The sequence below is a fragment of the Tritonibacter scottomollicae genome (assembly GCF_003003215.1).
GTDB classification, from domain to species: domain Bacteria; phylum Pseudomonadota; class Alphaproteobacteria; order Rhodobacterales; family Rhodobacteraceae; genus Epibacterium; species Epibacterium scottomollicae.
On record NZ_PVUF01000003.1, the window covers coordinates 290,583 to 304,924 of the forward strand.

Here is a 14,342-nt window from a genome sequence, read left to right on the forward strand (position 1 = left end):
CTCGGGAAAGGCCTGAAAGCGGCAAATTGCGTTGCGGGGCCGATCCCCCTTGCACCTTTTGTCTCGCTCCCTATAACGCAGGACAATTTGGGCGCTGCCCGCGCCTGATTCAGACTGCCACCCGCATAGTTTTCCAAGAGGACGCCACGCCATGCCCAAAAGAACCGATATCCAGTCGATCATGATCATTGGCGCGGGGCCGATCGTCATCGGGCAGGCCTGCGAATTCGACTATTCCGGCGCTCAGGCTTGCAAGGCGCTGCGCGAAGAAGGCTACCGGGTCATTCTGGTGAACTCCAACCCGGCGACGATCATGACTGATCCCGGTCTGGCCGATGCCACCTACATCGAGCCGATCACCCCCGAGGTGGTCGCCAAGATCATCGAAAAGGAACGTCCCGACGCGCTCTTGCCGACCATGGGCGGGCAGACCGGCCTCAACACCTCGCTGGCGCTCGAAGAAATGGGCGTGCTGGAGAAGTTCGGCGTCGAGATGATCGGTGCCAAGCGCGAGGCCATCGAGATGGCCGAGGACCGCAAACTGTTCCGCGAAGCGATGGACCGGCTGGGCCTGGAAAACCCCAAAGCCACCATCGTCACCGCACCGACCAAGGACGACGGCAAGGCGGACCTCGACGCGGGCGTCGCCAAGGCACTGGAAACGCTTGACTATGTAGGTCTCCCAGCGATCATTCGCCCGGCCTTCACCCTCGGCGGCACAGGCGGCGGCGTGGCCTACAACCGCGAGGATTACATCCACTACTGCCGCTCTGGCATGGATGCCTCGCCGGTGAACCAGATCCTCGTCGACGAGAGCCTTCTGGGCTGGAAAGAATACGAGATGGAAGTGGTCCGCGACAAGGCGGACAACGCGATCATCGTCTGCTCGATCGAAAACATCGACCCGATGGGCGTGCACACCGGCGACAGCATCACCGTGGCCCCGGCGCTGACGCTCACCGACAAAGAATACCAGATGATGCGCTCCGCCTCGATCGCGGTGCTGCGGGAAATCGGTGTCGAGACCGGCGGCTCCAACGTGCAATGGGCGGTGAACCCCGACGATGGCCGCATGGTCGTCATCGAGATGAACCCCCGCGTGTCGCGCTCCTCGGCGCTGGCGTCCAAGGCCACCGGCTTCCCGATCGCCAAGATCGCCGCAAAACTGGCGGTGGGCTACACGCTGGACGAGCTGGACAACGACATCACCAAGGTGACGCCCGCCTCGTTCGAGCCGAGCATCGACTATGTGGTCACCAAGATCCCGAAATTCGCCTTCGAGAAATTCCCCGGCTCCGAGCCCTTCCTGACCACGGCGATGAAATCCGTGGGCGAGACGATGGCGATCGGCCGCACCATTCACGAATCGATGCAAAAGGCGCTGGCCTCGATGGAATCGGGCCTCACCGGCTTTGACGAGGTCACCATCCCCGGCGTCACCGCCGGTCACTGGGAAAGCGTCGGTTCGGACGACAAGGCCGCGGTCATCAAGGCGATCAGCCAGCAGACCCCGGACCGGCTGCGCACCATCGCCCAGGCGATGCGTCACGGGCTGTCGAATGACGAAATCTTCGGCGTCACCAAATTCGACCCCTGGTTCCTGGCCCGCATTCGCGAGATCATCGACGCCGAGCGCGACGTTCGCAAGAACGGCCTGCCGATGCGCGAAGATGGCCTGCGCGCCCTCAAGATGCTCGGCTTCACCGATGCCCGCCTCGGCCTGCTGACCGGTCGCGACGAGGACAACGTGCGCCGCGCCCGCCACAACCTCGGCGTCAAGGCGGTGTTCAAACGCATCGACACCTGTGCCGCCGAGTTCGAGGCGCAGACCCCCTATATGTACTCCACCTACGAGAGCCCGATGATGGGCGAAGTCGAGTGCGAGGCCCGCCCCTCCGACCGCAAGAAGGTGGTCATCCTCGGCGGTGGTCCAAACCGGATCGGCCAGGGGATCGAATTCGATTATTGCTGCTGTCACGCCTGCTACGCGCTGACGGACGCGGGCTACGAGACCATCATGGTCAACTGCAACCCGGAGACCGTGTCGACCGACTATGACACCTCGGATCGTCTGTATTTCGAGCCGCTCACCATGGAGCACGTGATGGAAATCCTGCGCGTCGAGCAGGACAACGGCACTCTGCATGGCGTGATCGTGCAGTTCGGCGGCCAGACCCCGCTGAAGCTGGCCAATGCGCTGGAGGCCGAGGGCATCCCGATCCTCGGCACCACCCCCGACGCCATCGACCTGGCAGAGGACCGCGAGCGGTTCCAGACGCTGGTCAATGAGCTGGGCCTGAAGCAGCCGAAGAACGGCATCGCCTCCACCGATGCACAAGCTCTTGAAATTGCAGGCGAGATCGGCTTCCCGCTGGTGATCCGCCCCTCCTATGTTCTGGGCGGCCGCGCGATGGAGATCGTGCGCGACATGGATCACCTCAAGCGCTACATCAACGAGGCCGTGGTGGTCTCCGGCGACAGCCCGGTGCTATTGGACAGCTATCTCTCCGGCGCGGTGGAGCTGGACGTGGACGCGATCTGCGACGGCACCGACGTGCATGTGGCCGGTATCATGCAGCACATTGAGGAGGCCGGCGTGCACTCCGGTGACAGCGCCTGCTCCCTGCCGCCCTACTCGCTCGACAAGGACATCATCGAAGAGATCAAGGTGCAGACCTTTGCGCTGGCCAAGGCGCTCAATGTGGTTGGTCTGATGAACATCCAGTTCGCGGTCAAGGATGGCGACATCTACCTGATCGAGGTCAACCCGCGTGCCTCGCGCACCGTGCCGTTTGTGGCCAAGGCCACCGACAGCGCCATTGCCTCGATCGCCGCGCGGGTGATGGCGGGCGAGCCGCTGTCGAATTTCCCCAAGCGCGCGCCGTATGAACCGGACGCGGGCTATGACGTCAACACGCCGATGGCCGACCCGATGACGCTGGCCGACCCGAACATGCCGTGGTTCTCGGTGAAGGAGGCGGTGCTGCCCTTCGCCCGCTTCCCCGGTGTCGATACCATTCTCGGCCCGGAGATGCGCTCCACCGGCGAGGTCATGGGCTGGGACCGCAGCTTTGCCCGCGCCTTCCTCAAGGCGCAGATGGGCGCCGGCATGGTGCTGCCCGCGTCGGGGCGCGCCTTCATCTCGATCCGCGACACCGACAAGACCGAGGTGATGCTCGACACCGCCCGCATCCTGCTGGGTCAGGGCTTTGAACTGGTCGCCACCCGCGGCACCCAGGGCTGGTTGGCCGGTCACGGGGTCGCGTGTTCGGTGGTCAACAAGGTCTACGAGGGCCGCCCGCATGTGGTCGACATGCTCAAGGATGGCGGCATCCAGCTGGTGCTGAACACCACCGAGGGCGCGCAGGCGGTCGAGGATTCAAAGCCGATGCGCGAAGTGGCGCTCTATGACAAGATCCCCTACTTCACCACCGCCGCCGGTGCCCATGCCGCGGCCCGCGCCATCCAGGCGCAGGCCGAGGGCGAGGTAGAGGTCAAAAGCCTGCAAGGCTGAGCCTCCATCACATAAAGACAGACAAACGCCCCCGGTTCGGGGGCGTTTTCTTTTGCCCAACAACGGCTTTGTCCTGTCTATGGCGGGCCAGGGACTGCCATAGCCGCACGGCAGGCACACCTGCATACGCGACGCGCCATATATGCTAGGAACGCATCAGACACGCGCGTTCTCTTGCTGATAGGTGCCCTGATGATGATCCGCCGCTTTCTCTGCCTCTCACTGTTTATATCGCTGGCTGCATGTGATGTGCCCTTGGTGCCGCTGATCTGATCCCTCGCCGCGTTCGGTGATTTTTCGTACAATTGAATCAGATGTTTACGGAGCGCTCACGACGTCTGCGTTGCGACGACTCAATCGCGCAGGCAGAGTTAGTCCTGCATAGAGCAGCTCAGAAGAGCAGCGGAAGATCATGTTCCCTCCGGCCATCACCTTCTCTCTCACCCCCTCACAGATGGCCAACCTTTGATCTCCCCTTTAACGGAAAAGCCCCGTGGGACAGGATCCCCGGGGCTTTTCTCAGTCTTGTTTGTTCCGGCCGCGCCACGAAGGGCGCAACCGGATGTCTGTCAGGTCATTAGGCCGCCGCAGCCGCCTCGGCCTTCTCGCGGCGTTCTACTCCTTTGAAGAAGATCAGGTAGAACACCGGCGCGGCCACCAGGGTCAGCACGGTGGCAAAGGCCAGACCACCCATGATGGTCACCGCCATGGAGACGAAGAAGGCATCGCTCATCAGCGGCGCCATGCCAAGGATGGTGGTCACCGCCGCCAGCATCACTGGGCGCAGACGCGACACCGAAGCCTTGACGATGCTTTCGCGCAAGGGCAGCGCCTCCTCGCGGCGCACGATGTCGATCTCCTCCACCAGGACGATGCCGTTCTTGATCAGCATCCCCGACAGGCTCAGCAGACCCAGAAGCGCGGTAAAGGTGAAGGGCAGCCCGGTGCCCATCAGCCCGATCACCACGCCGTTCACGCTCATCGGCACCAGCAGCCAGATGATGATCGGCTGGCGGATGGCATTGAACAGCAGCACCGAGATCAGCACCATGATCAGGAGCGACAGCGGCAGCTGCTTTCCGAGGCTTTCGTTCGCCTCGGCGGAGTTCTCATGCTCCCCGCCCCACTCCATTTTGTAGCCCAGCGGCACCTCGATGGCCTCCACTGCAGACTGAACCTCGCTGAACACCGTCGCCGCCGTCACCTCGGATGAGATATCTGCACCGATGGTGATGGTGTAGACCCGATCCCGACGATGGACGAGGGTGTTCTGCACCTCGTAGCCCACCCCGTCGAGCATCTGCTCGATCGGAATCCAGGTGCCCGCAGTTTCGGAAAACACCACCTGATTCATCAGGTTGTATGGCTCTTCCGGCGGCTGGCGCATGACGATGGGGATCAGACGCTCCCGCTCGCGGAACACCCCGGTGGTCAAACCATTGGTCGAGAACTTCAGCGCGTTGGAGATCGCCTCCCGCGTCACGCCTGCGGTCTGGGCGCGATCCGTTGCATAGACCGGCTTCAGCACCAGTTCCTGTTCCCGCCAATCATGTCGGACGTCGCGCGTCAGGTCGCTTGACGTCTCCAGGACCACCTTGGCCTCTTGTGCCAGCTGTCGCAGCACGGCCGGATCGGGCCCGGAGAACCGCACCTCCACCGGAGCCCCGCCGCCGGGTCCAAAGACCAGCCGTTCGGTGCGGAACTCGCCTTCCGGGAAGCGGGACTTGCCAAAGGCTTCCAGCTCCGCCTGCAGCGCCGGGATCTGCTCGATGTTTTCGGTGCGGATGATCAGGTGACCATAGCTCGGGTTTGCCTTCTGTGCGGCGTAGGTCAGCAGGAACCGGGTTGCGCCCTGCCCCACGAACGTCGCGGTGGACACCACATCATCGCGCGCGTCCAGCCACTCCTCGACCACCGCCAGATGCGCCGAGGTGGTCTCGATCGCGGTGCCCTGCGGCAGCTTGTAGTGCACATAGAACAGCGGCGTGTTGGAGTTCGGGAAGAACTGCTGCTTCAGCATGCCAAAGCCCATGAAGCACACCACCGTCACTGCAATCAGACCAGCTACGACGAACCAGCGCAGCTTCAGCGCCGCCCGCAACAGGCCACCATAGGCGCGGAACATCAATCCGCCATAGCTGTCGAGATCCTCGCCGGTGCCACGCTTGAAGAAGTAATGCCCCAGCAGCGGCGTCACGGTCAGCGCCAGAAGCCAGCTCAACAGGAGCGAAATCCCGATCACCGCAAAGAGCGAGAACATGAACTCACCCGTGGCATCCGGGCTAAGACCAATACCGGCAAAGGCCATGATACCGATGACCGTCGCCCCCAGCAGTGGGATCTGTGTCTTGGCAGCCGCCTCATGCGCCGCTTCGCGCGAGGATCTGCCTTTCTGCATGGTGATCTGCATGCCCTCGGCCACAACGATGGCGTTGTCCACCAGCATGCCCATGGCAATGATCAGCGCACCCAGTGAAATCCGCTCCATCTCGATCGAGAACAGCGCCATGAAGAACAGCGTGCCCACCACCGTCAGCAGCAGCGTCGTGCCCACCACGATCGCCGCACGCCAGCCCATGAACAGCGCCAGCACCACGATCACGATGGCCACCGACATGGCAAGGTTCACCAGAAAGTCGTTGGAGGCCTTCTCCACCACGATATGCTGCTGGTAGATCGGGTGCAGCTCGACACCAAAGGGAATTTCGCTGTCCAACTCGGCCAGCTTGTCATCCACCCGGTGCCCCACATCGACGATGTTTTCGTTGGCAACGCCCGACACGCCCAGCGTGAAGGCTTCCATGCCGTTGAACCGGATCAGCTCGTTCGGGTCGACTTCGCGCCCGCGCCAGACATTGGCAATGTCGATGATGTTGATGGTTTCACCACCCACGCCCACCGTCAGACCGGCGATTTCAGATACCGAGTCGGTCCCTTCCGGCGTCTGCAGAAGCGTGTTCACAGTGCCAGCCTTGATCTCCCCCGCCGGTGTGACGGAGTTCGATGTGGCGATGGCATTGGCGATCGCATTCACCGAAACGCCCAGATTGGTCGCGATCGGCATATCGGGTTCGACATAGATGGATTCGTTGCGCAAACCGGCGATATTGACGTCGGCCACACCCTCCACCGTCAGCAGCTCCCGCCGCAGATAGGTGGACAGCTCGTATTTCTCCTTGTCGGAGAATCCTTCCGCCGTCACCGCGTAGAAAATGCCAAAGACGTCGCCGAAACTGTCATTGACCAGCGGCTCACTGACGCCATCGGGCAATCCCCGCGCCGCATCGCGCACCTTGGCGCGCAGTTTGGTCCAGATCTGTGGCAGCTCGGACCCGTCATAGGTGTCCTGCATCTCGACCTCGATGATCGACACGCCGGGCCGGTTCATCGAGCTGATTTCCTTCACTTCCGCCATCTTCTGAATGGCGGATTCCAACGGTTCGGAGACCTCCATCGCCACCTGTTCGGCGGTGGCGCCGGGATAGGTGGTCTGGATCACCGCCTGTTTGATGGTAAAGGCCGGGTCTTCGAGCCGCCCGAGGCTGAGAAAGCCCCAGATGCCCCCGAACAGGGCAAACAACATGATCAGCCACGTATAAAGCGGCCGTTGAATGGATCCGCGTGCAATGTCCATGTCGCGGGCCTCAGTTGCTGAAGCCGGTGAAGCGGCGAACCGCCTGACCGTCTTTCAACGCCGCACCGCCGGTCAGCACGACCTCGTCCCCGTCATTGACACCGGACAAGACCTCGAATTCACCAAATTGGTTCGGCTCGACCGTGACCTCGGTCCAGGTCACAGCCCCCTGATCCGCGCCGGTCGGGGTAAAGATCATCACGCCCGTCACCCCTGCAGGTGTGGTCACGATGGCTGTGGCTGGCAGAGAAATCCGATGCCGCCCGATCATCACCCGCACGCTGACGGTGGTTGAGGCCCCCGGCAGCACCTGCCGGTCCTCCGGTGGCTCCATCGACAGGGTCACCCGATAGGTCTGACCCACTGCTGAGGCCTCGGCCGTGTATTCCAGGATCTCCAGGGGATACTCCTTATCCGACCGGGGAAAGGTCGCAACGATCTCGAAACGATCACTTTCGTTGGTCCGCTGGAACAGCAGCTCCGGCACGTCGATTTCCACATGCAGCTCCGACATGTCGTGCAGACGTGTGATCGGTGTTCCGGCAGACACCGTGGAGAACAGCGCCACCTCACGTCGCGCCACCAGCGCATCAAAGGGCGCATAGAGCGTGGCGTGATTGAGGTTGGTCTGCGCCGTACGCAGGGATACCTCGGACAGGCCCGCCGCGGTTTCCGCATCCTCGATCACCACCTGGCTCACCGTACCCGCAAGGCGCGCATTGCGTTCCTTGTTGCGGTCGGCCTGCTGCTTGTTCAGCACCGCCTGTTCCAACTGCAACTGAAAGGTCTCCAGATCGAGCTGCGCAATCAATTCGCCCTGTGGCACCACATCGCCTTCGGTCACAGGCAGTTTCAGCACCTGGCCGCCAACCTGAAACGCCAGATCGACGGTCTCCTTGGCGGCCACCTGACCGAAGAAACGCCGCTCCATCGGTGCGGCGCCCCCATCGGCAGTCATCAGCTTCACCGGCTTCAGCGATGTGTCCACCGCCTGCTCCGCATCCTGTGCCTGCGCCGCCAGCGGTGCCGCAAGCACCACCCCCAGCAGCACGGCCCGGATTGATGTCATTGTCATGTCTGATCTCCTTCACAGGGTCCTACAGCGCCCGACTGAACGGCCTTGTTGTGAATTTTCTGTGCGAGCCCTGCGAGAATTCGTGCTTCCTCTCGCGTCAGGCCCGACGTTTCATAAAATACCTCGGACGCATCAGCGACAAGCTGCCGCCGCCTTGCATGTCCGTTCTGCGTCAGTTCCAGCAGCCAGGCGCGCCCGTCATCGGCATCACGCACCCGACGGATCAGGCCCTGACGTTCCAGCGCCCCTGCTCCGGCCGTAACGGCCGAGGGCGCCTTCATCGTCAGCCGCGCCAGCTCCCCCATGCGACAGGGTCGCACGAGAAGCAGCAACAGATGGCATTCCATCCGGCCCAGCTGTTCCCCGAGACGTGCATCATTCAGGCGCTGCTCCAATTGCCAATGCAGTGCAAAGACCCCCATCATGGCCTGCACTTCTGGTGTATGGAGATCCCAATTGTCGGAATGATCTGAAGTCATGTCTCGCTCCTGAGAGCCAAATAGTTCACGAACTGAAGTATTTAAAGGGGGCCCCTCCTCTTTCTGCGCGCATCCCGAAGCATTATGTCACATCTCACAGGTCAAAGCGTATATTTCACGCAAATGTCGCAGATCAGCTGCGGGACCTGCGGTCAGACCACATATCCCGCCTCACCTTTCGCCAAAGCTATTCGTCTGAGGTTTTCGCAGATCGCCGGGTGTGATTCGCCCCCACCACATTGCTCTTGACCCGAGGGCATGCAGCCCGCCGCCCTTGACCTCTCGACTTGAAAAAGGCCCTATATGCGCCACCTCGAGACAGGGGACCTGTTCAGGCCCCGCCACCTGGGACGCAAACATGTACACACCCGCCATTACCGGAACCGGGGTCTTCACCCCCGCAGAGCGCATCTCCAACGCGGAACTGGTCCAGGCGTTCAACGCCTATGTCGACCTGCAGAACGCCCGGCACGCCGAGGCCATCGCTGCCGGTGAGCGCGAGCCGCTGCACTACTCTTCGGAAGAGTTCATCGAGAAAGCCTCCGGCATCCGCAGCCGCTTTGTAATGGACAAATCCGGCGTGCTCGACCCGGAGGTGATGCACCCGCAGCTGCGCCAGCGCAGTGACGACGAACCCAGCATCATGGCCGAAATGGCCGTCGACGCCGCCCGAAAGGCGCTCGCGCAGGCCGGCAAGACCGCTGCCGACGTCGATGCGGTGATCTGCGCCGCCTCCAACATGGAACGCGCCTACCCCGCTGTCGCCATCGAAATCCAGCAGATCCTCGGTATCAAGGGGTTCGCCTTCGACATGAACGTGGCCTGTTCATCGGCCACGTTCGGCATTCAGGCCGCCGCCGACATGGTGCGCTCCGGGTCGATTCGCTCCGCCTTGGTGGTGAACCCGGAGATTTGCTCCGGCCATCTGGAATGGCGTGACCGCGACTGCCACTTCATTTTTGGGGACGTGGCCACCGCAACTCTGATCGAGCGTCAAGAGGACGCCACCGGCGCCCATTTCGAGATCCTCTCCACCCGCTGCGCCACCGAGTTTTCCAACAACATCCGCAACAACAACGGTTATCTGCGCCGCTCCCGCCCCGACGGCGTGGCCGACCGCCGCGACATGCAGTTCATGCAAAACGGCCGCAAGGTGTTCAAGGAAGTGCTGCCCATGGTCAGCCAGCACATCGCCGACCACATGCAGGCCGAGGACGTGACCGCCAGCGATCTCAAGCGTCTCTGGCTGCATCAGGCCAACAAATCCATGAATGACTTCATCGGCAAGAAGGTTCTCGGCCGCACGCCCGAAGCGGGTGAGCAGCCAAACATCCTGCAGGACTACGCCAATACCTCTTCGGCGGGGTCCATCATCGCCTTCTCCCAGTTCTCCGACGACCTCAGCGACGGCGACACCGGTCTGATCTGCTCCTTTGGGGCGGGCTACTCGGTCGGTTCGGTGATTCTGCGCCGCCACGGCTGACGGGTGCGTCTTCTCTGTCGCTGTGCCGACGACGCGCGCTTGCACATAAAAAGCACGCGCCCGATCTGGGCGCGTGCTTTTTGTATCCGCTCAAAGCTGTGCAACCTGTCTCAGTAAACGACCAAGATTTCAGCCCCCGCTCAAATGCAGCGGGAAGGCTTCAGGCGCTTTCTTCTTCCAGGTGCAATTTCATGTCGATCAACACCTGCTGCAGCAAGACAGTCTCCCTCAACAGCCGCTTTGCCTCATTCACGGTGATGATTCCATCGGCGATGGCATCCTGATACTCGCTCATCAGTTGCGCAAACCGGCGGCTCAACGCGATCACGTCGGTATTGACCCCACCGGGCCGGGTGACAGCCCCCGGCGTGCCGGAATAGGACAGGGTGATGTTCTTCAGATCAGCCAGCGCAGAGGTGACATGCGGGAACGAAGACGCCCCCTCGAGCTTTGCTACTGCATCCACCGGAATGAAACGATCCGCGTGTTCCGTATTCTCGGAATAATACCGTCCTAATGTCGCCTTGGATTTGCCGGTAATCTGGCAAGCGGACTCGATCCCCACGTCCTTTACAAGTGCTTCGGTATGTTTTTTCAGATACGTCCCGATATCCGCCATAATACTCTTTTACCTACATGTATGCCCCCCGAACCAACGGCTTGGGGGAACCTCACGATTAAATTCCCATTCAGTTTGCTTAACCGAATTGTAATACCTTTGCCAGACCTGCCGTGACGACTTGAGCTTCAAGAGTGGTGTGAGTTGGCGTTTGAGTCACGACAGGTCGGAAGGATCGGCATTGTGAGTGAGTAGCCTGTCTTTTCAAGTGGCAATTGGTCTGCCGAGAAAGATGTCTCCCAGGGACGGAACGTGGTTCTCAGAAGGGCTTTTGACGCCTTGGATCGCAACTCCGGCTCTCTGGGGGCATCACCCTCGGCGTCGCTTTGGTTTCCGTGCGGTCTGGACCTTTTGGGCTGAGTGTTACCGACCCTTCGTGACGCCGCCGAAATAGCCCGCGACACGCCAGGCTGGCGCCAGAATACGCCTCCTTGCAGCATCTCGGGCGCCGCAAGCTTTCACCTTTTCTAAAGTCGCGGATGCGGATAGACCCCAGCCCATGGCCAAGCTCTACTTCAATTACTCCACCATGAACGCCGGTAAATCGACCGTCTTGCTGCAGGCGTCTCACAACTACCGCGAAAACAACATGCAGACCTATCTGCTGACCGCGAGCGTTGACGACCGGGCGGGCGCCGGCCGCATTGCGTCGCGCATCGGCATTGGCGCCGAAGCGGATGTGTTCCGACCCGAGGACGACCTGCACGCCCGCATCTGCGCCCGGCTAGAGCAGGGGACGGTAGCGGCAATCTTTGTGGATGAGGCGCAGTTCCTGACGCCGGATCAGGTCTGGCAACTGGCCCGTGTGGTGGATGACCTGCGCATTCCGGTACTGGCCTATGGGCTGCGGGTGGATTTCCAGGGCAAGCTTTTCCCCGGCTCTGCCACCCTGCTGGCACTGGCTGATGAAATGCGCGAGGTGCGCACCATCTGCCATTGCGGCAAGAAAGCCACCATGGTTGTGCGCCAGGATGATCAGGGCAATGTTCTGACCGAAGGCGATCAGGTGCAGATCGGTGGCAATGAAAGCTACGTCTCCCTCTGCCGCCGCCACTGGCGCGCCGCCATGGGCGATCTACCAGATAACAGCTGAGCGTGCTCTGACCGCAAGCGTCGACCTCAGGTTCGGTCAGGGCCGGTGGGCCTCCCGCCCGCACCCGGGCTGCGCCAAGGCGCCGCCGGTTCGGTTGGGCCCGGCACGCAAGGTGCCTTTGGCACCTTGCGTGCCGCAGCCAGCCCATCGGGCTGGCTGCCCGCCCCAATACAGCCCTAAAAGATCGGTCTTGACGGAAGGCGTGCGTCTGAAGCACTGGGCGCTATGCCGTCTCGATCCGGGGTCGATGCAGACTAGACGGGGTTCGGCACGCGCTGCCCGGCCAGAAGTGCTGCCACATTGTCCAGCGCCATATGGCCCATATCGCTGCGCACCTCTTCGGTCGCAGTGCCCAGATGCGGCAGCAGCGCGACATTGTCCAGATCGCGCAACGCCTGCGGCACCTCGGGTTCGAACTCGTAGACATCCAGCCCCGCACCGGCGATTTGCCCGGACTGCAGCGCCGCGATCAGTGCCGCCTCTTCCACCACTTCGCCGCGGGCAATATTGACCAGATGCGCATGGGGTCGCATCGCCTTCAGCACCTGCGCGTCGACCAGATGCCGGGTCTCCGCCCCGCCGGGCACGGCGATCACCAGCATGTCGACCATGGACGCAAGCGCCATCAGGCTTTCCGCGCGTTCGGCAGGATAGTCGGTGGCCTTGTCGCTGCGCGCGACATAGGCAATCTGCATGCCGAACCCGTAATGCGCCCGCCGCGCGATCGCATCCCCGATCCGCCCCAGTCCAACGACGCCGAGCCGCTTGCCCGACAGGTGTAGCCCCAGCATCTGGGTCGGGTGCCAGCCCGCCCATTGGCCGGACCGCACCAATCGCTCGCCCTCGCCCGCCCGCCGGGCCGTCATCAGCATCAGGGTCAGCGCAATATCCGCCGTCGCATCGGTCACCGCACCGGGCGTGTTGGCGACCTCGACCCCTGCCCTGCGCGCCGCCTCAGCATCGATATGATTGAAACCGACGCCGAAATTGGCCAGCAACCGGCAGCGCGGCGCCGATGCGGCGGCAAAGATCTCCGCCCCATAGGCATCGCCCAAGGTCGGCACCACCACGTCGAAATCGCGCAGGCTGGCGATCATCTCATCTGGGGTCATCGGCGTGGTCTGGCTGCGGATCTCCACATCAAACTCTGCCCGTGCCCGGGCCTCCACGGCTGCTGTCATGGGCCGGGTGATCAACACGCGGCCCGTCCTTGCGCCCGTCCCCGTGCCTGTGATCGCACCTGACATCAGTGCATCCGCCCGCCGGTCGGCACCTCGGCAGTTACCTCGCCGTCAGGGCCGATCAGGACGATCTCACCATCGGCGTCCGGCAAACCCAGCACCAGCACCTCGGACATGAACTTGCCAATCTGGCGCGGCGGGAAATTGACCACCGCCATCACCTGCTTGCCCACCAAATCCTCTGGCGCGTAATGCGCCGTCACCTGGGCCGAGGACTTGCGCTCCCCGATCTCGTCGCCAAAGTCGATCCACATCTTGATGGCGGGCTGACGCGCCTCGGGAAAGGTTTCCGCCCGCAGCACTTTGCCGACGCGCACATCCACCTTCAGAAAGTCATCAAAGGAAATCTCAGCCACGCGACAGCTCCTCAGAGCGCTTGGCCGCAGCCTCCACGGCGCGCTGCAACAGCGGCGGGAAGCCGGCGGTCTCATCCATCAGCACCTCAAGCGCTGCCTGCGTGGTGCCATTGGGACTGGTCACATTGACCCGCAGCTGCGCCGGATCTTCCTCTGCGGCCTCGGCCAGCGCGCCTGCGCCCGCCACCGTCGCCTTGGCCAGCTGCATGGACAAATCCTCCGGCAGGCCCTGCGCCACGCCCGCGGCGGCCAGCGTCTCGATCAGGTGGAACACATAGGCCGGGCCGGAGCCGCTGACCCCGGTGACCGCATCCATCTGGCCTTCGCTCTCCAATCGCACGGTCTGACCCACCGCCTGCAACAGCCCCTCGGCCTGCGCCAGATGCGCCTCGGTCACATGAGCGTTGCCAATGATCGCGGTGATCCCACGCCCGACCGCCGCCGGCGTATTGGGCATGGCGCGGATGATCGGGGTGCCACTGCCGAGCATCTTCTCGAAAGTCGCGATAGAGGTGCCCGCAGCCACCGAAATAAACAGGGTGTCGCCGCCGCCGTAGGATTTCGCTGTGGGCAGCGCCGCGGCCATCACCTGCGGCTTCAACGCCACCAAAACGATGGCAGGCTGCTCGGGCGCGGCCGAATTGATCCGCACGCCGGTGCCCTTCAGCCAATCTGAGGGTTTGGGGTCCATCACATAGACGGCCTCGCGCGGCAATCCGCGTTCCAGCCAGCCCGCAAGCATAGCCGACCCCATCTTGCCACAGCCCAAAAGCACCAGCCCGCGCGCCGCGATCTGTTCCATATCCATGATATCCACCATCTGTCGTTCCGGTTGATGCCGACCCGAG

Annotated in this window: 10 protein-coding genes; 3 read left to right on the forward strand and 7 right to left on the reverse strand. The window is 62.6% G+C overall.

What is annotated here, in order from left to right; translation table 11 throughout:
- Nucleotides 1–151 precede the first annotated feature (151 nt).
- A complete protein-coding gene (gene carB / locus CLV89_RS07395) occupies nucleotides 152–3,514 on the forward strand; it encodes a carbamoyl-phosphate synthase large subunit (RefSeq protein ID WP_106162993.1) in 3,363 nt (1,120 codons plus the stop codon).
- 577 nt (nucleotides 3,515–4,091) lie between these two features.
- Here carB and CLV89_RS07400 read toward each other — a convergent pair.
- Genes CLV89_RS07400 through CLV89_RS07410 form a run of 3 tightly spaced genes read right to left on the reverse strand, consistent with a single transcriptional unit; the run spans nucleotide 4,092 to nucleotide 8,702 of the window.
- Nucleotides 4,092–7,148, reverse strand: coding sequence for an efflux RND transporter permease subunit (locus tag CLV89_RS07400; protein WP_106162994.1), 3,057 nt, complete (start codon nucleotides 7,146–7,148; stop codon nucleotides 4,092–4,094).
- A gap of 10 nt (nucleotides 7,149–7,158) precedes the next feature.
- Nucleotides 7,159–8,223 carry an efflux RND transporter periplasmic adaptor subunit gene (locus CLV89_RS07405; RefSeq protein ID WP_106162995.1) on the reverse strand — a complete coding sequence of 355 codons (1,065 nt, stop codon included), beginning with the start codon at nucleotides 8,221–8,223 and terminating at the stop codon, nucleotides 7,159–7,161.
- Complete coding sequence (locus CLV89_RS07410) at nucleotides 8,220–8,702, reverse strand: MarR family winged helix-turn-helix transcriptional regulator (RefSeq protein WP_106162996.1); 483 nt, start codon at nucleotides 8,700–8,702, stop codon at nucleotides 8,220–8,222. Before CLV89_RS07410 ends, CLV89_RS07405 begins: the two co-directional genes overlap by 4 nt.
- A 358-nt stretch (nucleotides 8,703–9,060) precedes the next feature.
- On the opposite strand from CLV89_RS07410, the gene CLV89_RS07415 reads away from it, so the two are divergent.
- A complete protein-coding gene (locus CLV89_RS07415; protein ID WP_106162997.1) occupies nucleotides 9,061–10,185 on the forward strand; it encodes a beta-ketoacyl-ACP synthase III in 1,125 nt (374 codons plus the stop codon).
- A 160-nt stretch (nucleotides 10,186–10,345) separates the two neighbouring features.
- Here CLV89_RS07415 and CLV89_RS07420 read toward each other — a convergent pair whose 3' ends face one another.
- Nucleotides 10,346–10,804, reverse strand: coding sequence for a hypothetical protein (locus tag CLV89_RS07420; RefSeq protein ID WP_106162998.1), 459 nt, complete (start codon nucleotides 10,802–10,804; stop codon nucleotides 10,346–10,348).
- A 499-nt stretch (nucleotides 10,805–11,303) separates the two neighbouring features.
- On the opposite strand from CLV89_RS07420, the gene CLV89_RS07425 reads away from it, so the two are divergent.
- Nucleotides 11,304–11,897: a thymidine kinase gene (locus CLV89_RS07425; RefSeq protein ID WP_106162999.1), complete on the forward strand. Its 594-nt coding sequence runs from the start codon at nucleotides 11,304–11,306 to the stop codon at nucleotides 11,895–11,897.
- Nucleotides 11,898–12,151: 254 nt separating this feature from the next.
- Here CLV89_RS07425 and CLV89_RS07430 read toward each other — a convergent pair whose 3' ends face one another.
- Genes CLV89_RS07430 through proC form a run of 3 tightly spaced genes read right to left on the reverse strand, consistent with a single transcriptional unit; the run spans nucleotide 12,152 to nucleotide 14,302 of the window.
- Nucleotides 12,152–13,144: a 2-hydroxyacid dehydrogenase gene (locus CLV89_RS07430; RefSeq protein WP_106163000.1), complete on the reverse strand. Its 993-nt coding sequence runs from the start codon at nucleotides 13,142–13,144 to the stop codon at nucleotides 12,152–12,154.
- A complete protein-coding gene (locus CLV89_RS07435; protein ID WP_106163001.1) occupies nucleotides 13,144–13,494 on the reverse strand; it encodes a tRNA-binding protein in 351 nt (116 codons plus the stop codon). The genes CLV89_RS07430 and CLV89_RS07435 overlap by 1 nt, the downstream gene beginning before the upstream one ends.
- Nucleotides 13,487–14,302: a pyrroline-5-carboxylate reductase gene (proC, locus tag CLV89_RS07440; RefSeq protein ID WP_106163121.1), complete on the reverse strand. Its 816-nt coding sequence runs from the start codon at nucleotides 14,300–14,302 to the stop codon at nucleotides 13,487–13,489. Before proC ends, CLV89_RS07435 begins: the two co-directional genes overlap by 8 nt.
- Between the last annotated feature and the right edge of the window lie 40 nt (nucleotides 14,303–14,342).